22 protein-coding genes and 1 pseudogene are annotated in these 17,688 nt (G+C 60.2%); 15 read left to right on the top strand and 8 right to left on the bottom strand.

Features of this window, described 5'->3' with window-relative positions; translation table 11 throughout:
- Positions 1 to 140 precede the first annotated feature (140 nt).
- Both VGN93_RS30660 and VGN93_RS30665 read right to left on the bottom strand, forming a co-directional pair.
- Positions 141 to 1,334, bottom strand: coding sequence for a ZIP family metal transporter (locus tag VGN93_RS30660; RefSeq protein WP_064334816.1), 1,194 nt, complete (start codon positions 1,332 to 1,334; stop codon positions 141 to 143).
- A complete protein-coding gene (locus VGN93_RS30665; RefSeq protein WP_064334817.1) occupies positions 1,331 to 2,485 on the bottom strand; it encodes a multicopper oxidase domain-containing protein in 1,155 nt (384 codons plus the stop codon). The genes VGN93_RS30660 and VGN93_RS30665 overlap by 4 nt, the downstream gene beginning before the upstream one ends.
- Positions 2,486 to 2,667: 182 nt before the next feature.
- On the opposite strand from VGN93_RS30665, the gene mntR reads away from it, so the two are divergent.
- The 3 genes from mntR (at position 2,668) to VGN93_RS30680 (ending at position 4,449) form a co-directional block, all read left to right on the top strand.
- Positions 2,668 to 3,138: a manganese-binding transcriptional regulator MntR gene (mntR, locus tag VGN93_RS30670; protein ID WP_145926160.1), complete on the top strand. Its 471-nt coding sequence runs from the start codon at positions 2,668 to 2,670 to the stop codon at positions 3,136 to 3,138.
- A 226-nt stretch (positions 3,139 to 3,364) separates the two neighbouring features.
- Positions 3,365 to 3,805 carry a disulfide bond formation protein B gene (locus VGN93_RS30675; protein WP_064334819.1) on the top strand — a complete coding sequence of 147 codons (441 nt, stop codon included), beginning with the start codon at positions 3,365 to 3,367 and terminating at the stop codon, positions 3,803 to 3,805.
- Positions 3,802 to 4,449, top strand: a complete 648-nt coding sequence (locus tag VGN93_RS30680) for a DsbA family protein (RefSeq protein WP_064334820.1) — start codon at positions 3,802 to 3,804, stop codon at positions 4,447 to 4,449. The genes VGN93_RS30675 and VGN93_RS30680 overlap by 4 nt, the downstream gene beginning before the upstream one ends.
- 132 nt (positions 4,450 to 4,581) lie before the next feature.
- Here VGN93_RS30680 and VGN93_RS30685 read toward each other — a convergent pair whose 3' ends face one another.
- The 5 genes from VGN93_RS30685 to VGN93_RS30705 all read right to left on the bottom strand — a co-directional run bounded on the left by VGN93_RS30685 (position 4,582) and on the right by VGN93_RS30705 (position 7,005).
- Complete coding sequence (locus VGN93_RS30685) at positions 4,582 to 5,190, bottom strand: SCO family protein (RefSeq protein WP_242224970.1); 609 nt, start codon at positions 5,188 to 5,190, stop codon at positions 4,582 to 4,584.
- A complete protein-coding gene (locus VGN93_RS30690) occupies positions 5,187 to 5,690 on the bottom strand; it encodes a copper chaperone PCu(A)C (RefSeq protein WP_064334822.1) in 504 nt (167 codons plus the stop codon). The genes VGN93_RS30685 and VGN93_RS30690 overlap by 4 nt, the downstream gene beginning before the upstream one ends.
- Before the next feature lie 137 nt (positions 5,691 to 5,827).
- Positions 5,828 to 6,244, bottom strand: a complete 417-nt coding sequence (locus VGN93_RS30695; RefSeq protein ID WP_023517226.1) for a MerR family transcriptional regulator — start codon at positions 6,242 to 6,244, stop codon at positions 5,828 to 5,830.
- Positions 6,245 to 6,273: 29 nt separating this feature from the next.
- Positions 6,274 to 6,480, bottom strand: coding sequence for a hypothetical protein (locus VGN93_RS30700; protein WP_023517225.1), 207 nt, complete (start codon positions 6,478 to 6,480; stop codon positions 6,274 to 6,276).
- A 105-nt stretch (positions 6,481 to 6,585) separates the two neighbouring features.
- Positions 6,586 to 7,005 (bottom strand): MerR family transcriptional regulator, encoded by a 420-nt coding sequence (locus VGN93_RS30705; protein ID WP_023517224.1) that lies wholly within the window; start codon positions 7,003 to 7,005, stop codon positions 6,586 to 6,588.
- Positions 7,006 to 7,182: 177 nt separating this feature from the next.
- Here VGN93_RS30705 and VGN93_RS30710 point away from each other — a divergent pair, with 177 nt between their 5' ends.
- The 3 genes and pseudogenes from VGN93_RS30710 to VGN93_RS30720 all read left to right on the top strand — a co-directional run bounded on the left by VGN93_RS30710 (position 7,183) and on the right by VGN93_RS30720 (position 9,478).
- On the top strand, positions 7,183 to 7,404 hold the full coding sequence (locus tag VGN93_RS30710) for a heavy-metal-associated domain-containing protein (RefSeq protein WP_064334823.1): 222 nt from the start codon (positions 7,183 to 7,185) through the stop codon (positions 7,402 to 7,404).
- Between the two features lie 26 nt (positions 7,405 to 7,430).
- Positions 7,431 to 8,579, top strand: a pseudogene (locus tag VGN93_RS30715) (heavy metal translocating P-type ATPase); the annotation flags it as partial.
- Between the two features lie 122 nt (positions 8,580 to 8,701).
- A complete protein-coding gene (locus VGN93_RS30720) occupies positions 8,702 to 9,478 on the top strand; it encodes an HAD-IC family P-type ATPase (RefSeq protein WP_327510613.1) in 777 nt (258 codons plus the stop codon).
- A 368-nt stretch (positions 9,479 to 9,846) separates the two neighbouring features.
- Here the strand turns inward: VGN93_RS30720 and VGN93_RS30725 are convergent, their stop codons facing one another.
- Positions 9,847 to 10,452 carry an SCO family protein gene (locus tag VGN93_RS30725; RefSeq protein ID WP_064334824.1) on the bottom strand — a complete coding sequence of 202 codons (606 nt, stop codon included), beginning with the start codon at positions 10,450 to 10,452 and terminating at the stop codon, positions 9,847 to 9,849.
- 150 nt (positions 10,453 to 10,602) lie between these two features.
- Between VGN93_RS30725 and VGN93_RS30730 the strand changes: the two genes are divergently transcribed.
- The 9 genes from VGN93_RS30730 (at position 10,603) to VGN93_RS30765 (ending at position 17,592) form a co-directional block, all read left to right on the top strand.
- Complete coding sequence (locus VGN93_RS30730) at positions 10,603 to 11,151, top strand: TlpA family protein disulfide reductase (RefSeq protein WP_242224972.1); 549 nt, start codon at positions 10,603 to 10,605, stop codon at positions 11,149 to 11,151.
- 40 nt (positions 11,152 to 11,191) lie between these two features.
- Positions 11,192 to 11,371: a UPF0262 family protein gene (locus VGN93_RS31380; RefSeq protein WP_145926156.1), complete on the top strand. Its 180-nt coding sequence runs from the start codon at positions 11,192 to 11,194 to the stop codon at positions 11,369 to 11,371.
- Positions 11,368 to 11,559, top strand: a complete 192-nt coding sequence (locus tag VGN93_RS30735; protein ID WP_145926157.1) for a hypothetical protein — start codon at positions 11,368 to 11,370, stop codon at positions 11,557 to 11,559. The genes VGN93_RS31380 and VGN93_RS30735 overlap by 4 nt, the downstream gene beginning before the upstream one ends.
- Positions 11,560 to 11,932: 373 nt before the next feature.
- Complete coding sequence (locus VGN93_RS30740) at positions 11,933 to 12,973, top strand: IS110 family transposase (RefSeq protein WP_179613256.1); 1,041 nt, start codon at positions 11,933 to 11,935, stop codon at positions 12,971 to 12,973.
- Between the two features lie 696 nt (positions 12,974 to 13,669).
- Entirely contained in the window at positions 13,670 to 14,653 is a 984-nt protein-coding gene (locus tag VGN93_RS30745) for a DUF3991 and toprim domain-containing protein (RefSeq protein WP_145926158.1), read from the top strand.
- A gap of 113 nt (positions 14,654 to 14,766) precedes the next feature.
- Complete coding sequence (locus VGN93_RS30750; protein WP_064334826.1) at positions 14,767 to 15,372, top strand: DUF1419 domain-containing protein; 606 nt, start codon at positions 14,767 to 14,769, stop codon at positions 15,370 to 15,372.
- A 163-nt stretch (positions 15,373 to 15,535) separates the two neighbouring features.
- Positions 15,536 to 16,564: a hypothetical protein gene (locus VGN93_RS30755; RefSeq protein ID WP_245337562.1), complete on the top strand. Its 1,029-nt coding sequence runs from the start codon at positions 15,536 to 15,538 to the stop codon at positions 16,562 to 16,564.
- The gene (locus VGN93_RS30760; RefSeq protein WP_064334828.1) at positions 16,561 to 17,193 is read left to right on the top strand and encodes a hypothetical protein; all 633 of its coding nucleotides are present in this window, start codon (positions 16,561 to 16,563) and stop codon (positions 17,191 to 17,193) included. The genes VGN93_RS30755 and VGN93_RS30760 overlap by 4 nt, the downstream gene beginning before the upstream one ends.
- A 54-nt stretch (positions 17,194 to 17,247) precedes the next feature.
- Entirely contained in the window at positions 17,248 to 17,592 is a 345-nt protein-coding gene (locus VGN93_RS30765; protein WP_064334829.1) for a hypothetical protein, read from the top strand.
- The last annotated feature ends 96 nt before the right edge of the window (positions 17,593 to 17,688 follow it).

Consider the following 17,688-nt stretch of genomic DNA (forward strand, 5'->3'; position numbering starts at 1 on the left):
ATATTGCAATTGTGGGCACGGCGTCACATTCGTGATTGCGCCGCGCCTACAGCCAGCGTTGCACCGGGCGTTTATCGGCCAGATAGTGTTGCCGAGAAAGCGCGCCGGGACCTGTTCCTCACTGCGAGCGCATAGACCAATCAGATCTTCACCAGCATCGCGGTCACGTACATGAGTGCGATGCCGAGGGCGAAGCCGCCCAGGACCTCCTTCGAGAACAGGATGTCCGTACGGTCCTCGTCGTTGCGGAGCATGAACAGCGTCACCTCGATGATGACCTGGAGAATGGCGCCGGCACCGATCGCGAGCGCAAGTGCCGACCAATGGGGGGCGTAGGCGAGGCTGCCGATCCACATGCCGAGCACGGCCGGGCCGCCGGCGATCAGCGTCAACAGTACGAACTGGCGGAAGGTGGGTCTGATCTTGAGGAGCGGTGCGGCGATGCCTATGCCTTCGGTGATGTTGTGCAGCGTGAAGCCCATGACGAGGAAGGTGCCGAGGCCTGCGGAGCCGGCCGCGAAGGCGCCTCCGATGGCAAGGCCCTCGCCCATGTTGTGCAGGCCTATGCCGATTGCGATGTAGGTGGCGAGCGCCACGCCGCTCGGCCGTCCGCCCCGCCGCGAGACGGCCATTAGTAACAGGAAGGACGCGGCGGCGGCAAAGACCACCATTGCGCCACCCTGGAAGACGGGTGCGGATGCGCCGGCAAGCTCGAAGGCCTCCGCTACGGCGTCCACTAAGAGGAACGCGAGGAGGCCGACTGTCACCGCGAGCAGGAACCGCATGGCGCTCAGTCCCGCGCCGCGTAGCGCCGGATAGAACATCAGGCCGATGGCGACGGGCAGAATGCCGACGAAGGCGCCGAGGATGGCTTGCGACCGGAGACCGTTCGAGGTCACCTCCGGCGTGGGAACCGCGACCGGGATCTCGTGCTCGAACGTTGCGCCGGTGCTGGTGACGACGGTGACACGGTGCGCCTCGCCGAGAACCCAGGGGAAGGGAATGGAAATCCAGGCCGACTGCCCGCGGGGAAGCGGGCCGGGCGGGTCGAGCGTGAATTGCCAATAGGCGGCATCGACCTGGACCTGTGCGATCTTCAGCGGCTCCGAGCCGCCGGCGCGTACAAGAAGCCGTACCCCGCCGCCGTCGAGCGTTGTGCGCTCATAGGTGAGGTTCTCGACGGGCGGCGCGCCGTTTTCGAAGCTTCGGAGCGGATTGGTACCGAAGAGCCAGGCAATGGCCGCCGCCAAAACCAGGAAAGGGATGACGGTCCAGAGGAGAGCGGCGCGCCGGCTAGGTGATGCGGCCTGGCTCGAAGCGGTTTCGTCGGTCATGCCACTTCCTCCACGACTTCGAACATTCCCATCCAGCCGAGCTCCGTGAACTCCGACTGGTGCGCGTGGAACATGTAGAGGCCCGGTTCATGGTCCGCATGTTCGCCGAAGGTGAACTCCAGAATGCCGCGCTGCGCCTGGCACTGCATGATGAGGTCGACGGTCTTCAGAGTCGGCGTCAGGGTGGTCCCTTGGTCGAAATAGTCGAAGAAGTTGCCGTGGATGTGGAAGGAGTTGATTGGATCGAACTCGGTGAGGTTCGCGAGGTAGATGCGCACCGGACGGCTCTTCTCGATGCGGATCGGTTTCTTGGCGTAGCAGTGAGCGATGGTGTTGCAGGCATAGAACTCGTTCTCGCCGTCGAAATTGGTGTCGAAGGCATTCATCACCATGGCGAGTTCCTGCCATCTCGCATTCTCGGGCGAGCCGTGCAGCCGGCTGAGCGCCACCTCGCGGAATTCTGGTCGAAGTTCCGGATCGGGATCGATGACGAAGAGACCGTACATGCCCTTGTGGATATGCCGCGCGAGCGGCAGGGCATGGCAGTGGTAGAGGTGACAGCCGAAGGGGCGGGCGTCGAACTCGTAGACGAACTCCTCGCCTGGGTTGATGACGCCCGCGCCAGGAATCCCGTCCATGCGCGCGGCATGAATGCCGTGAAAATGCATGGAGTGCGGATGAGAACCGTAATTGCGCAGAATGATGCGCAGCCGCTCCCCTTCCATCGCGCGGAGCGACGGCCCGGGCACGCGACCGTTGAAGGTCCAGGCGGGGAACATGACGCCGGGCGCGATCTCGATCTCCTTGTCCTCGACCTCGACTTCGAACGTACGCAGCCGACGGCCGTCGGGGAGGGTGGAGACGCTCCCGAGATCCCAGTCGGTCAGCATCGACGTCGGATCGAAGCCGTTGCGCTCGTTATCGACGTCGCCGACGGTGATCATCGCTCCATGTGCCTGCATATGCGGCGGCGCGGCATCCCTTGTGCCGGCTTTGCCGTCAGACGCCGCGGAGATCTGGTGGCCCTGATGCTGGGCGGCGGCATCCTGGCTCAGCGCTGAACGGGCGGCGAGGGCTGCGCCGCCGGCCGCCGCCAGGCCCGCACCGAGCAGCTTTCGGCGTCCGAGGTCGAATGGCAGCCAGTTTCGCATTGTCCCGTCCTTTTGATAATGGTTCTTAATAGCAATAACAGCACATGCTCTTAGTTATAGCAATAGCTATGTTCGGAACTGCTGATGCTTCGGTCGCCTCCGGAAAAGATGACGATCGCGGAAAAATCATAGCGCAGGCTATGAATTCGCAATAAACTGGATAAAATCTCGGGAAAGGCATGATGACAGCAAGTCGCAGCAAATCGGCAAACAAACACTCGCTCGTTGACGCCGATACCCATGTCGAAAGCTTCCGCCAGACGCGCTCCAACCGGCGCAACGAACTCATCGAGGATTATGTCGAACTGATCGATGACCTCATCCTCCATGGCGGAGAGGCGCGGCAGGTCGATATCGTACAGAGGCTGGGCGTTGCGCAGCCGACCGTCGCAAAGATGCTCAAGCGTCTCGCCAGCGACGGCTTCATTCAGCAGAAGCGCTATCGCGGCATCTTCCTGACCGAAGCCGGCAAGGCACTGGCGGCCAGGAGCCGAGAGCGACATCGGATCGTCGAAGGGTTCCTGCGCGCCGTCGGGGTCGGAGAAGAGGCCGCGCGCATCGACGCCGAAGGCATCGAGCACCATGTCAGCGACGAGACGCTTGCCGTCTTCAAGGCTTTCCTCGACAAGGCGGGGCCGCCCGGCCGCGCTTGACCTATCCTGACCGTGATGTGCCTACGGCAGGGGGCGCGGCGCTTCATCCAACGATGGAGCGTTCGTGGCATTGAAGTTCGCTTTCGCAGATCCGATCCCACGACAATTTTGCCCACAGTCCCTGCTGTATGACGAGAGTGGCGCGCTCTGATCGGAGTCACGCTGCTTGACCCTCTAGCTGCTTGAGGGTCCATAATTCGGGAATCAAGGCGATATCGGACATTGCATGAGCGTTCGGGACAAGAGATCGGAAGACGATGGGTGGCTGACGCTGTTCCTCGCATGGATGGTTGCGCTTATCGCTTCGCTCGGGGCTCTCTTCATCGGCGAAGTCATGGGCCAGACGCCGTGCATCTTATGTTGGTATCAGCGCGCGTTCATGTTTCCGCTGGCGCTAGTCCTGGCGGTTTCCGCCTTTCGCATGGACCGTGGCGTATGGCGCTATGCGTTGCCGCTGAGTGGAGCAGGTCTGTTGATCGCGACATACCACGTCCTGCTATATTACGGCTTCATTCCGGAGGCAGTCGTTCCTTGTGGGAAGGGGCCTTCCTGTACTGATGCGAAGATGACCATTTTCGAGGTGATCCCGCTGCCGGTGCTGTCACTTCTGGCATTCGCCGCGATTTCATTCCTCCTCCTCATCGACCGAAGGGAGCATGCCCGATGAACCGAGCGCTCGTCATCACTCTCACCGCGCTTGCCGCGCTCGCTGTTTTTGGAGGAGGTGCCTACTACTACACTGCGCAGCAGAAAGAACATGCGGCTTCTGTCACAGCGTCGGCGGATACGCTCGTGCGCGCGCATTCGCCGATTCTGGGTAAGGAAGACGCACCCGTCACGATCGTGGAGTTCTTCGACCCCTCATGCGAGGCCTGCCGCGCCTTCTTTCCGCTTGTGAAGAATATCCTGGCGACCTATCCGGATGATGTGCGTGTGGTGATCCGCTATACCACATTCCACAAGGGCTCCGACGAAGCCGTGCGCATCCTCGAGGCGGCACGCAAACAGGACAAGTTCGAGCCGGTCCTTGCGGCGCTTGTGGACAAGCAGCCCGAGTGGGCTACTCACGGGGAGCCTGACATGAAGCGGGCCTGGAACATTGCCGGTGAGGCGGGTCTGGAACTCATGGGCGCCCGTCTCGACAGCGTGAAGCCGGAAGTTGATCAGGTGCTTCAGACCGATCTAGCGGACGTCAAGGCGAACAATGTCGAGCAGACGCCTACGTTCTTCGTCAACGGCAAGCTGCTGGTCAATTTCAGCCCGCAGGGCTTGATCGATCTGGTGAAAGGCGAAGTCGACAAGACGAGTTGACAGCGCTCTTGCAAGAAATCGCGGCTTGTCCGCCTGTAGGGCGCTTCACGGCTGGTGGTAGGTTCGATGTCCCTCACCAATGCTTGGAGGTCGATAGGGTGAGCAACTGCCTTGGCCGAGAAAGTTTGAAGGTCACGCCCCGCCCACTTCCGCGAGATTGCGCAGTTTCTTCAGACGGGTTTCTCGCGGCTCGTGCATGTCCAGCATACCTTGGAACCGACCATCCGCATCCATGAGAAAGATGCCCGCTGTGTGGTCCATTGTATAGCTGCCGCCCTCGGTATCGACCCTTTTGGCTGTTGCCCGGAACGCTGACAGCGCCTGATCCGTTTGCTTCCGCGTGCCGCGCACCGCGATGATCCTCGGATCGAATGCTTCCATGTACAGCGAAAGCAGGTTCTGCGTGTCACGTTCCGGATCGACGGATATGAGAAGCGCGTTGAACGCATCGGCCTGCGGACCGAGTTCCTTCATGAGATCCGTCAGTTCGAACAGCGTGGTCGGGCAGATGTCCGGGCAGTGCGTAAAGCCGAAGAATGCGAGGTAGGGCCTGCCGCGTAGGCTTCTATCCGACACGGCCTCGCCGCGATGGGACGTCAGTTCAAACGGGCCGCCGATCCCGCCGGTGGGCTCGGTTTCGGCCATATTCGCAAGAACCAGAGCTCCGGAGACGAGGCCGCCAACCAACAGGGCGGCGATTGCGGATCCGAAGAGCGCACGTCGGCTGTAAATCGACGTCATGGGGTTGCGCCATGGCCCTGATGGTCTTCGTTTTCAGCCGGCTGTTTCGCGCCCATGCCCTGAACCGCGAATTCAACCTTGATCTCGCCGGCCTTTTCGAAACGGAGTGTCGCCTCGACCTTTTCGCCTTCCTTGAAAACCTTCGTGGGCTTGATGAACATGAGGTGGGTAGCGCCTGGCGCAAGCTCGACCGTTTCACCCGGTTTGATCGTCACCCCTGCGGTCAGTAGTCGCATGCGGGCGACGCCATCTTGAAGAGTCGACTCGTGCACTTCAACCGCCGTTGCGATCGGAGAGCTGCCGCCAAGGAATGTGTCAGATTCGGCGCCGGTATTCGTGATCTTCAGATAGCCGCCGGCAACGGGAGCGACCATCGGCGTTGCACGCGACCAGGGATGATCGATCTGCAGATCACCAGCGCTATAATCATGCGCAAATGCGGCGGGCCCTGCTGCGAGGGAAAGCGTGAACATAAGAACAGGGGTGAAAAGACGTTTCATGTCAGCCTCTGAGTAAGGAGCGCGATCCGGACCTTGGCCCGCGACCCCGCTCTACACCCTCTAGCAGCTTTAGGGTCAATCGACCCCGGACGCCTGCGGCTTTCTGTCGTCTGCTGGTCTGCCCCTGATGACGCGGATCAATCGTGATCCGAGCAGCATAGGTCGTGTGAAGCGAGCGCCCGGATCACATAACAATCCCGCACATGATTGTTGTGCTGGTGAGAGGTTATGCGCTCTAGTTCGATTTCAAGCTTCCGGAGCTTGGCGATCTTGTCGCGAACGGAGGCAAGTTGCTCAAGGGCAATTCGGTCGGCATCCGCGCAGGGTTTGTCAGGGTGATGGCTGAGTTCGATAAGGGATCGTATGGCATCTATCGAAAGGCCCAGATCACGGGAGTGCTTTATGAAGGTCAGGCGATCCATCTCCTCCTTGGTATAGCGGCGCTGATTGCCTTCGGAGCGCTCCGCGTGGGGAAGAAGACCCATTTGCTCATAGTAGCGGATTGTCGGGATTTTCACGCCGGAGGTCTTCGAAAGATCACCAATCGTCAACATGTCGTTTTTCCAAAGTCTGTTATAAGAGTTCAATCGCCATGGAGTATTCGGAACCAGAAGAAGCCTTCGGCTCCGATGAGAGGACCGATGACGAGAGGCGCAACAACGCCGAACAGGCCTTCGAGAGTCGTGTGAGCAGTCGCCCAGCAAACGAAGAGCATTGCCAGCTTGACACCCAGAATGCCGAGCAGTGCAAGACCAAGAAAGAGAGCGGACGACCTGATCGCCTTGGCCATGTTTCACCTCCATCCAAGCCTAGCCCGGGCGAGGATGATCGCAAACTCAACTCTTGTTGTTCGAAATGATGGCGACGGCGTCACCGCGCTTCCGCTTTGAAAGCGTCATGTCATGTTCTCGTGGGATGGGGACAATGATTCGATGATGCGGCAGTCGCCCACCGTGCCGCTCGAGCATTGAGACAGCATCCGATCGAGCTCGCTCCGCAATGCGTTCAGATCGGCGATCTTCCGCTCGACCTCCAGCAGATGTTCCTTGGCGATCGCATCGACCGCTCCGCACGGCCGGCTCTTGTCGTCTGAAAGATCGAGCAGTGTTCGAATCTGATCGAGCGAGAAGCCGAGATCGCGTGCACGCCGGACGAAGCTTAGGCGATTGAGGTGCGAGCGCTCGTAGGACCGGTAATTGCCGCCCGTACGCGCTGGTGCGGGTAGAAGGCCGCTTTTCTCGTAGAACCGTATAGTTTCGACCTTCGTGCCGGTCATTTGCGCCAGCGCCCCGATGGTCAGCGGGCGGTTTGCCATAGCTTCATCCCTGTACTGACTACAGTCTTTAGATAGGGGCAATCGTCCCGGCGCGCCAGTCAATTTCACTTTACCGCCCAACGATCGAAAGCTGAAAGACGGCTCTTGACCCTGTAGCGACTACAGAGCGCACATTCCATCGGTGCACTTCGAGCGTATTTTCCAAAGGAGCAGAATATGACCTCTTCCCTCACCACCATCGATCTCAAGATCGAAGGCATGGATTGCGGCCATTGCATCAGTACAGTCGAGAAGGCGGTTCATGCCCTGCCGGGCATCGAGGAGGTCAAGGTCTCCCTTTCCGATAACAACGCGATAATCAGCTTTGATGCTGCCCTTACGTCGCAGGATGCGATCGTCGAAGCTGTCGAGGACGCAGGGTATGACGTTCCGCGATGATCACGCTTGAGCTTCCCATTGGCGGCATGGATTGCGCCGCCTGTGCCAAGAAAGTCCAGCGGGCCCTGAAGAAGCTCCCCGGCGTCGTAAATGTCGAGGTGCTCCTGAGTGCTGAAAAGGCCGTCATCGACCATGACCCGAAACTCGTGACGCGCGAGGCATTACAGGCGACGGTGGAAAAGGTCGGCTTCACCGTCCCGGCGCCTCAGGCGGCCGATACAGCCTATATGATTCAAGGCAATCTGCTGCAACGGCAGCTCTTTACGCTGCTTGGCGTGCTGTTCGGCGTCATCCTGTTTCTCGTCGTTATTGGGGAAGGCCTTGGTCTGTTCGACGTGGTTACGGATCGCGTCCCTCTCTGGCTTGGGACGGCGGTGGTCCTCGCGTTTGGTGCGCCGATCTTCCTCGATGTTGGTCGCTCGGCCCTTCGCCTGGAGGTGACGAGCCACACGCTTATGTCCGTAGGTGCCGTCGCGGCCCTGGTCACCGGCCAATGGGCGACGGCGGCGATCGTCGTCTTCTTCATGCGCATTGGTGTGTTCGCCGAGCGCTTCACCAGCGAAAAGGCACGGCAGCTTCTGAAGGGGTTGACCGCGCTCGCGCCGCAAAAGGCGCGCGTGCTGCGTGGTGGAGAGGAGATCGAGGTGACGATCGAAGCGGTTGCGGTCGGCGACACGGTTATCGTGCGCCCGGGCGAGCGCGTTCCTGTCGACGGTATCGTGATCGAAGGGCAGGCGACCCTCGATCAGGCGGCCATCACGGGCGAGAGCATGCCCGTAGAAGCGGAAGCCGGAGACAAGGTTTTTGCGGCCACGCTCGCCAAACTGGGACATCTCAAGCTCGAGGCCGAACGGATCGGTCGTGACACGACCTTCGGTCGCACGATCAAGCTCGTCGAGGAGGCGGAAGCCAACCGCGGCGAGGTGCAGCGGGTCGCCGACAAGTTCAGTGGATACTATCTGCCGGTCGTCGCGACGATCGCGATTCTTACCTACCTGCTGAGTGGGAACGTCCTCTCGGTTGTTGCCGTCCTGGTCGTCGCGTGCTCCTGCTCGTTTGCACTCGCCACACCTATCGCGATGATGGCCTCGATCGGCGCAGCAGCGAAGCGTGGCCTGCTCATCAAGGGCGGCAAGTATGTCGAAGCCATCAAGGTCGCGGATGTCGTCCTTATGGACAAGACGGGCACTTTGACGACGGGAAAGCCACGTGTGACGGATGTCGTGTCGCTGGATGGCACGCCGGAGCAAGCACTTCTGCAGCTTGCGGCCATCGCCGAGCGCCATTCCGAACATCCCTGGCCGAGGCCGTTCGCAATCACGCTAAGGATCGAGGCGTCAAGGGTGGTGAGCCAGAGCGTTTCGAGGCAATTCCGGGCAAGGGTATTCGCGCCACCGTCGATGGGCAGGTTGTTGAGATTGGGAACCGGCGGCTGGTGGATGTGGACGAGCGCTTTGATGATGTCGCTCGCTTGGAAGATGAGGGGAAGACACTTCTGATCATGGCTGTCGATGGCCGCCCGGCCGGAATCTTTGCGGCGATGGATACGGTGCGACCGGAAGTCTCCGATGCGATCACGGAAATCCGCAAGCTTGGTATTGCGCGGATCGAGCTTCTGACAGGGGACAACGAGCGCACGGCCGCTGCCATCGCGAGCCCGCTCGGGATCGGTTTCCAGGCGAACCTGCTCCCCGAGGACAAAATCCGCGTCGTGAAGGAGCTGCAGGAGAAGGGCCATCGGGTCGTAATGGTTGGGGATGGCGTCAACGACGCGCCGGCGCTCGCGCAGGCCGATGTGGGCATCGCCATGGGCGGTGGAACGGATGTCGCGATGGAGGCGGCCCATATCGTGCTCATGCGGGAGAACTGGACGCTCGTCGCCGACTCCTTCCGCATCGCGCGACGCACGATGGGGGTGGTCAGGATGAACATCGCCTTTACCGCGCTTTACAATCTTGTCGGTCTTTCGCTTGCAGCGTTCGGGGTCATTCCGCCGATCTTCGCCGCCGCGATGCAGTCGATACCGGACATCGGGATTCTTGCGAATTCTTCACGCTTGATCCGGCAGAAGTAGTGCCGAAGACCACACAGGACCGCCGCTAACTTGCGGCGGTCAATCTCCTCTCATAGCGCTTTACCAGACCTATCCTTCGCGCCGGTCGGAGAAATCAAGTGGGCGGCAAGAAGAAGATCTATAGGCAGGATCCGCATTTCCGAAGCGTGGTGCGGACCAATCGAAAGAGGCACGCGTCGCCTCATCTGATCAAACGCGTCCGCATCGCTCTCTGCGCGACAGGCCTCATGATAGCGGCACTTTTCGTGGTGTTTATCAATCTTATCTGACTCGGTAGGCAAGTCGCTATGCGGCTACCAGAACGCTCATGACCGCGAAATGCAGCACTCTTCTTTGGCGCAGGCCGGGATATCGAAAAAGGCAGTCTTTTACGAGGTGACATCCTTTAGGAGCCTCATCCGCTCTTCACGAGGTTCCTCCATCCGCAACAACCTGACGAAGCGGCCATCCGCGTCAATTACGTAGACGCCAGCCGTGTGCTCCATCGTGTACTGGCCGCCGTCCAGGGGAACTTTCTTTGCGAAGGCGGCAAAGGATTTGACGACGTCGTCGGTCTGCTGGCGCGTGCCGCGCAAGGCGACAAAGCGCGGATCGAATGCCGTCATGTATTGAGAGAGCAGTTCCTGACTGTCGCGCTTCGGATCGACGGAAATCAGCAGCACCTTGAGGTTGTCTGCCGCGGGCCCGAGTTCCTTCATCATGTCGGTCAGTTCGAAAAGGGTCGTAGGGCAAATATCGGGGCAGTGCGTAAAGCCGAAGAACGCGAGGTATGCCGTTCCGGCCAACGACGTCGAATTGAACGTTTCCCCCGTATGGGTTTCCATCGAGAATGGACCGTTCAGGGGGAAGGATTGCTGCGAGAGGCGGTCCTTGTCGGATTGCAGCGTCCAGGTCAGCACGGCGAGCACAACAGCAAGGATCGTGATCGTCGCCCATGTGACCCTTCTCACGATCCTCAAAGTCTTCGATGCCATGCAAAACGCTCCACTTTCTTGCGATCTGGCTGGTCTTCTAAAGGCTGAAGCGGCTTCAGGGTCAACGGGCACAGAATGATTCGTCTTGACCCTCTAGTTGGTAGAGGGCGTACGGCGTGATGTGACCGCTTGGCGAGAGATGTCGGAATAGTGAAATACACGATGAAAATTGGGGGCGTGGCAGTCGCCCTCCTAGCTGGTACCGTTATCGGGGGGATGTGGGCTCTTGGCAGCGGCATGGTCGACCACGGGGTCGCAGAGCCTGTCTCGCTGACATTCACCGATCAAGCCGGCCGCGAGAGGGGCTTTGGCGATTTCGGGGGCAAGCCCATCCTCCTTAACGTCTGGGCGACGTGGTGCACGCCGTGTCGCAAAGAGATGCCCTCGCTCGATCGGTTACAGGCATCAGCCAGCACGAATGGATTTGAAGTGGTGGCGTTGTCGATCGACCTTGGTGGAGTGCAACGCGTAAGACCGTTCTACGAGGAGATCGGCATACGAAATCTCGGAATCTACGTCGATCCCGACAGCGCCGGGATGCGAGGTTTGATGGTGACAGGCCTGCCAACGACGATCCTCATCGGTGCGGACGGCGTTGAGCTCAAGCGCTGGATCGGTCCCAAGGAGTGGGATGATGCGGGAACGATTGCAGAGTTGAAGGCGCTTGCCGCCCGCGATTCCAACGCTGGAACACGATGAACAATCAAAGACTACGCCCAGACAAGCGAAACCGCGTTTGATGTCATTGGCAAGAGCTACGCGCTGCCATTGTGTCGAAGCGATCGATTTGGCGCACAGGGCAATTGACAAGCAAGGTGCTGAATTCGTGATGGAGCGAATGGCGGTTAAATATCAGATTGATTCCGACAGAGCACGCCCGTCTATCAGATTAGTTTTCGTGCCGATGGTGGGTAAATGAAGATTTCGGTCTGCGAGGCAATCTGCCTTCGATGGGCAGCTGAAGGAAAAGGCTCCCGAGACATAGCGGTGCTCGAAGCCGTGCCCGTCGAGATGGTCGCCTCTCTTTTTTCAAGCGCTTTGACAAAATTAGGCGCATCGACACTTGTGGAAGCGATCGAGAACGCCAAGATGCGTGAGGTGATCTAACTCATCCACCAAGACCCACCGTGGACTAGCAGAACTCCGCTCGACTCAAGATGGTCTTGCAGCCGCAGCCGACGTTTCCTCGATCCAGGTTTGCGGTGTTATGATGGTCGTAAACAGCATGGCCTCCAGCGTTGCCACTCGGTGAACCAATCCCGCTCTATTGGGATGACGTTCTAGCCAAGCTCGGGTCTCAGGCGATCAACCCGAACCCGCTTCGTGGTCAGCTGGCAAGCTTGGGTCCCTTCGATCGGGGCCTTCACGGTGATCGCGACCCGTCCCGATCCGTCAAGGCGCCATCGTGTTGGTGTGGACGGCCCTCGGCGGCATCCTAGATGCCAGAGAGTGTGTCGTAACTTAAAACATGGAGCCAAAAGTGGATCAGATTGCTCGCATCGGCATGGATACATCGAAGCATGTCTTTCAACTGCATGGGGTAAATTTCGCTGAACAGCCAGTGCTGCGTAAGAAGATGCGGCGCAGGGAAATGCTGGATTTCTTCGAGCGGTGTCCTCCGACAGTGATCGCCATTGAGGCCTGCGGTGCTTCCCATCATTGGGCGCGGTCGCTCAGCGCTTATGGCCATGAAGTTAAACTGATCGCTCCTCAGCTCGTGAAGCCTTACGTCAAGCGCGGAAAGAATGACGCTGCTGATGCGGAGGCGCTGTGCGAGGCGGTCAGCCGACCCACCATGCGTTTCGTTCCAGCGAAAACCACCGAGCAACAGGCGGCTTTGATGCTTGTCGGAATGCGCGAGCGACTGGTCGTCGCCCAAACACAGCTGGTGAACACCATCCGAGGTTACGCTGCAGAATTTGGGTTAACCGCCGCCAAGGGAGTGAGTCATGTTCCCGTCCTCCTCGAGCGCATCATGATGGATAAGACTGTACCCGCGTTGGCGAAAGATCTGTTTGCATCCCTCGCTCACGAATTCGCAGGTTTGGATGAGCGAAAGAGAGACATCGAGGCGAAGCTTAAAGCCTGGCACAAGGGCAATGAGGCCAGTTGCCGTCTTGCCAAAATCCCCGGAGTCGGACCGATCGGTGCAGTCCTGCTGGTAATGAAGGCGCCGGCACCTCAGCAGTTCGCATCCGGCCGACAGTTTGCAGCCTGGATGGGATTAACGCCCAAAGATCATTCCACAGGCGGCCGGGTCAGGCTTGGTATCATCACCCGAGCCGGCGACGAGATCTTGCGGAGCACTTTAGTTCAGGGCGCCACCGCGGTTCTTCAGCAATTACGCATCGGTCGAGGAAGCAATGCATCACGCTGGCTGACTGAATTGCTGAAGCGCAAACCACCAAAGCTTGTTGCTGTGGCCTTGGCCAACAAAATAGCTCGGATCGCCTGGAAAATGATGGTGACCGGTGAGTCGTATAGAGCACAGGTCTCGGAGGAAGCGATGAGCGCTAGCTAGGAGATCGGTCGGTTACTCAAACGAGCGGAAAGAGACGCCGCCAGGATACTGACCAAGCGAACTTGCAGGAACGAGCAGATGGTATGATCGATCGATCCGAGACGCGTGACACTCCGAAATTCCCCTTGGCCGCTTAAGGTCGCCATCGTGTTTGGAACTCGCGCCGCGGAAACCATCTTGGCCAGCGTCCATGTGCGGGCGCAACGATAGGCCGGACATATGCACGCAAGCGATCCGATCAAATCAGCAAAAAAGCTCTTGCAAGTAGGGGCCGTCCACATAAGCGGGAATTGGCCCGCTCTCTGATCGAGCCAAAACGATGTTACACGACCTTTCACTCGCATAATACCACGCATTCCAGCGCTCTCGCGACCTTTTGGACCCGGTCACGGTCTTACAGATCGGCGGAGAATACGGCGTCGTCCCCTCCGGCGAAATCGACGCTGATGACAATCTTGACGTCATCCATGAATTCTTCCTCTGGCCGGCTCATTGAGCCGGCCTTGCCGTCTCGGTTGCCGCGAGCGAGCTGCCCCCCGCAAGGGAGGCTCCGCCGCGGCCGGCTGGCTTGACTGCAAGTTTCGGCAGTAGCCAGCCGCGCCCTTGCAGGGGTCTTCTCTTCGCGGCCTTTGGTGAGAGTGGCGAGAGGTTCGCCGGAAGGAAAAAAGGAGGGGCCGCTAGCGCGGCCGAGAAAGAATGAAAAAATCCGAAATCGAGGCAGTCAAAGAAAAGGTGAGCTGTGGTGCGGTGCTCGAAAGCGCCGGCTTCGCCATCGACCTCAGGGAGAGTACGCGCCGCGCGGTCAAATTCCGCCGCGGCGGCGAGATCGTCATCGTCACTCATGGCGGACTAGGGTGGTTCGATCCACTCAGCGACGATAAGGGCGATGTGTTCTCCCTGATCGAACGCCTGGATCGCGTTGGCTTCGCCGAAGGCTATGCTCGGGCCGCCGCCCTGGTCGGATTTCAGTCGGAGGCGCCGACCTGGCGTGAGAGTCTGCGTCCTCGGTTGCCGGACGTGTCCGTGCCGCAGCGATGGGTGGCACGTCGGCGGCCATGGCCCGGTTCGTACACCTGGCGCTATCTCTCCGATCAACGATATCTCCCCGTCAATATCATTGCAGCCGTGGTCTCGGCGGATCTCCTTCGCGAGGGCCCCTGCGGGAGCATGTGGGCGGCGCACGTCGATGGGCGAGGTGTCGTTTGCGGATGGGAGGAGCGCGGTCCTGAATGGCGAGGTTTTTCCAGCGGCGGAACGAAGACGCTCTTCCGGTTTGGCCCGCCAACGGCGTTGCGCCTCTGCGTGGCCGAAGCCGCGATTGATGCAATGAGCCTTGCGGCGATCGAAGGCATCCGGGACGGGACGGTCTATGTCAGCACGGGTGGTGGCTGGTCGCCCCAAACCGACGCCGCTCTCCGCAACCTTGCCACACGACCGGGTGCGCTTCTGGTTGCGGCGACGGATGCCAACGCGCAAGGTGAGACCTTCTCGGAGCGCCTGCGGGCGCTCGCCGAGGTGTCTGGGTGCAGGTGGCAACGGCTGCGGCCGTTGGCCGAGGACTGGAACGAGGTGCTCAAGGAAAAGAGCAGCGAAGAAAGGATTGAAAGGAAGAAGGGGAGGCTTGCCGCATGCGCGCCGTCCGCGTCAAGGGGAGGCTTTGCCCGGCGAGCCGGCCCTTGACCCGGCCGATCGCGATGCCGGCGGTCGAGAAGGGGTAACAGAGGACTGAAGGAAAAGGCGAGGTCGAGAAGGCTGCGCCGCGCTTCGGTCCGACAACCCCGAAGGAGCCGTACATGACCACAGCACCCGCAATCCGCAAGGTTTTCCAGGGCATTGCTGACCGCCGCCAGATGTATCGCATGTTCGACCGCCATGCCGGGCGCGTCCACCGCCGCGCTGATGACGCAACAGTGCTCTATGCCGGGGAATGGTTCGAGATCGGCGAGGCCGAGCACGACTATATGTTCGCTGTGGAGCCGCCCCTCTGGATCCGTGGCTCGATGTTCGCGCTCTGGCAATTCCTCACCGGATCGGTGACATCAGTGTTTTTCGCGCTGCGCATCGATGATGCCATCCGCTACTTCCATGGCTACTGCGATCTTTCCGACGATGTCTCCGTCGAGCGGATGCGTCTCGCCATCATCGAACGCGAGAGCCGGCCGGTGCAGGCGATGACGCGGGAGGAACGTCTCGAGCACATCTGGAGCAGCACTGCGGAACTCTATCGCGGCTACGCCGACTATCGCTGGCCTCATGCATCGCGCGGCCGGCGCACTGTTCACTTCTTCGGTGGCAAACTGGGCAGCGTCCCGAAACTGCTCGAAGCCATGACCGACGAGGAGATCGCCGCCAAGCTCCCGGTGCATCTGCGCTACCTGCCGGACGTGGCCGCCGCGTGAACGCGACATAACCGGCAGGTGAAGCCGAATAGGCGTCCCAACTGCATCTCGAAACCATCGACTAGCCCGGCAATAGCGCCGGGTTTTCCATTTCCGGAAGGAGAAACCCATGAATGACCTTGAAACGACCGTCGTCATCACGCCGGCGATCCCGCTCGACGACATGACCCTGCTTGAACGCCTCGTGCTCTCGCATGTCTTCGACGCCGGCGAGACCGACAGCGGTCTGCTGCTCTATAGCGACCGCGGCGTGGCGAGCCACTTGCGCATCCCGGCACACGAACTCACCAATGCCTATATGATGTCGCGCGCTGTTGCGCATAGCGAGATCAACCGGATCATCGCGCGGGTCTGGAAATCCTGGTGCGAAGAGGACGAGCCGGGAAAAACGGTTGCGGTCGACCTGAGCGAAACATCTTGGGAGTTCATCCTGAAAGATATCGTTGCACGCTCCACGGCCCTGGCAGAGATCAGGGTGCTGGAGTGGTATCGGCATCCCTCGCAGAACCCGGACAGTTTCGGCATGAACATCATGCTGGTGACGGCGAATGAGATTGCCGGCAGGAACAGCGACGACTTTTTCGAGGAGATGCGCGCCGAGACCGAGATCCAGCGACCGGCCGAGGGTATCAGGCGATCGCCGGGCGTTCCCGATCTTGCCGGCGCCGAACCGGCCGTCAAGCGGATGCGCGACGTCATCGACCTGCAGCGGGACGGCAAGTTCCCGAGCGAGAACTTCATCCTGGACCCGCGCGGGCACAATTCTCTGACCAGGATTCGCCGCTTCGTCGAGTCCTTCGGCGCACCTGTTCCTGTCGAAGTCGACAAGGATGAACGGCGATTGGAGACGACGCTCGCCTGCTGGGAAGCCATGCTCGACTTCAACGATCGGTTCATGAATGATGAGCCGATTTCGCAAAGCGTGCATAAGATGGTCGAAGTCTGGGCATTGGTGGGACCGCTTGGAATGCGCCGGCGGGCCATCCAGGTCGCGGGTCTGGCACTCAAGATCCACAATCATTTGCGCGAGCGCCTGGTCGGACCGCCGACGCCGTTCGACCACGATTTCGTGCCGGCGGTCATCGAGGTTCTGGCTTGGACGGACCGCGGCCCAGCGCTTCCAGGATCGACCGAGGAGGCCGCGGTCAAGGTTTTGGGGAAGCTGGCGGATTATCGGGAGAAGCGCCAATGACCTACCGTGTTTCATGGGACATCGACATCGATGACGCCGCATCGCCGATCGACGCGGCGTGCAAGGCGCACGAGATCGTTCGGCGCCCGGCCAGTTCAGCCAACGTCTACAATGTCGAGGCGCCGGACGGTGTCGTCACCGTCGTCGATCTGGAGGAGGTCCGATGCCCGCGGATCGCATCGCCTTCGCCTCTCCTCCTTCAGGCGCTCGATCGCGCGGAGCGCTTCATTGCCGGTTTCGAGGGTGACGAGCTGCAGGAGGGTGTCGATCAGCTTCTCGCGGCTATCCTAACCGCCCTGCAGGGGCGTAGCGATAGCCAGATCGTCGAGGAAACGAACGCGCTTGCCCGCTACCTCTTGGCCGAGCTGATCGGCACAGGCTACCAGGTGCCCGACACCTGGAAATTCTACGAGGAACGGGATCCCCGAAGCCGCAAGGCCTGGATGCAAGCTGTCGCCATCATGGAAATGATGACGTTCACCGACGCCGAGGACGCTCTATCGAACCTCGATCCGGACGGATCGGAACCGGAACGCCAGTTCCCCATCGAGGACTGGCAGTACGAGGTTGCGAACGGCGACACTCGACGCGGCTACGAGGACTGGCTCGCGGCGAAGCGCGACGCGTGAGCCTCGCCCATTCACTCCGACAGACCATTTTCCCCCACACTGAGGAGCATATCCATGCCCAGCGTTTACCGCACCGACAACTTCGCCGGACGTGTCAACTATGCCGCGACGGTCATTTCCCGGAAAGGTGGCCATACCCGACATTTCGATACCTGCTTCGAGATGGACGATGCCACGGAGGTCGCTGTGGCCGTTTACCGGCGCTCGCTCAAGAACCCGAAACTGGCCGCCAACATCTGGAGCTACATCGCCAGGGAAACCGTGATGAGAGACGTCGAGGAATTGAAGGACGTCAAGACCCGCGACCTGCCCGCACGCGCCGCGCAATCACGGGCACGCGCGAAAGCCGCCTCGGAAAAGATTCTGGAGGAGCACAGGCGGAAGCAGGCATCACCCTAGTCATTCCTCGGACGTCGCCTGCCAGCTCCTGACCGCCGGCCGGTGAAAAAAGGAGAAGAAAAGGAAAGGAGAAGCGCCTTTCCCGCATGCGCGTCC

The organism is Shinella sp. (assembly GCF_035998705.1).
GTDB lineage: Bacteria > Pseudomonadota > Alphaproteobacteria > Rhizobiales > Rhizobiaceae > Shinella.

Bases quoted from the DNA above. Each gene is read 5' to 3' on its own strand.
- VGN93_RS30660 (WP_064334816.1), bottom strand. From the start codon at position 1,334: ATGACCGACGAAACCGCTTCGAGCCAGGCCGCATCACCTAGCCGGCGC.
- VGN93_RS30665 (WP_064334817.1), bottom strand. From the start codon at position 2,485: ATGCGAAACTGGCTGCCATTCGACCTCGGACGCCGAAAGCTGCTCGGT.
- mntR (WP_145926160.1), top strand. From the start codon at position 2,668: ATGACAGCAAGTCGCAGCAAATCGGCAAACAAACACTCGCTCGTTGAC.
- VGN93_RS30675 (WP_064334819.1), top strand. From the start codon at position 3,365: ATGAGCGTTCGGGACAAGAGATCGGAAGACGATGGGTGGCTGACGCTG.
- VGN93_RS30680 (WP_064334820.1), top strand. From the start codon at position 3,802: ATGAACCGAGCGCTCGTCATCACTCTCACCGCGCTTGCCGCGCTCGCT.
- VGN93_RS30685 (WP_242224970.1), bottom strand. From the start codon at position 5,190: ATGACGTCGATTTACAGCCGACGTGCGCTCTTCGGATCCGCAATCGCC.
- VGN93_RS30690 (WP_064334822.1), bottom strand. From the start codon at position 5,690: ATGAAACGTCTTTTCACCCCTGTTCTTATGTTCACGCTTTCCCTCGCA.
- VGN93_RS30695 (WP_023517226.1), bottom strand. From the start codon at position 6,244: ATGTTGACGATTGGTGATCTTTCGAAGACCTCCGGCGTGAAAATCCCG.
- VGN93_RS30700 (WP_023517225.1), bottom strand. From the start codon at position 6,480: ATGGCCAAGGCGATCAGGTCGTCCGCTCTCTTTCTTGGTCTTGCACTG.
- VGN93_RS30705 (WP_023517224.1), bottom strand. From the start codon at position 7,005: ATGGCAAACCGCCCGCTGACCATCGGGGCGCTGGCGCAAATGACCGGC.
- VGN93_RS30710 (WP_064334823.1), top strand. From the start codon at position 7,183: ATGACCTCTTCCCTCACCACCATCGATCTCAAGATCGAAGGCATGGAT.
- VGN93_RS30725 (WP_064334824.1), bottom strand. From the start codon at position 10,452: ATGGCATCGAAGACTTTGAGGATCGTGAGAAGGGTCACATGGGCGACG.
- VGN93_RS31380 (WP_145926156.1), top strand. From the start codon at position 11,192: ATGTCATTGGCAAGAGCTACGCGCTGCCATTGTGTCGAAGCGATCGAT.
- VGN93_RS30735 (WP_145926157.1), top strand. From the start codon at position 11,368: ATGAAGATTTCGGTCTGCGAGGCAATCTGCCTTCGATGGGCAGCTGAA.
- VGN93_RS30745 (WP_145926158.1), top strand. From the start codon at position 13,670: ATGAAAAAATCCGAAATCGAGGCAGTCAAAGAAAAGGTGAGCTGTGGT.
- VGN93_RS30750 (WP_064334826.1), top strand. From the start codon at position 14,767: ATGACCACAGCACCCGCAATCCGCAAGGTTTTCCAGGGCATTGCTGAC.
- VGN93_RS30755 (WP_245337562.1), top strand. From the start codon at position 15,536: ATGACCCTGCTTGAACGCCTCGTGCTCTCGCATGTCTTCGACGCCGGC.
- VGN93_RS30760 (WP_064334828.1), top strand. From the start codon at position 16,561: ATGACCTACCGTGTTTCATGGGACATCGACATCGATGACGCCGCATCG.
- VGN93_RS30765 (WP_064334829.1), top strand. From the start codon at position 17,248: ATGCCCAGCGTTTACCGCACCGACAACTTCGCCGGACGTGTCAACTAT.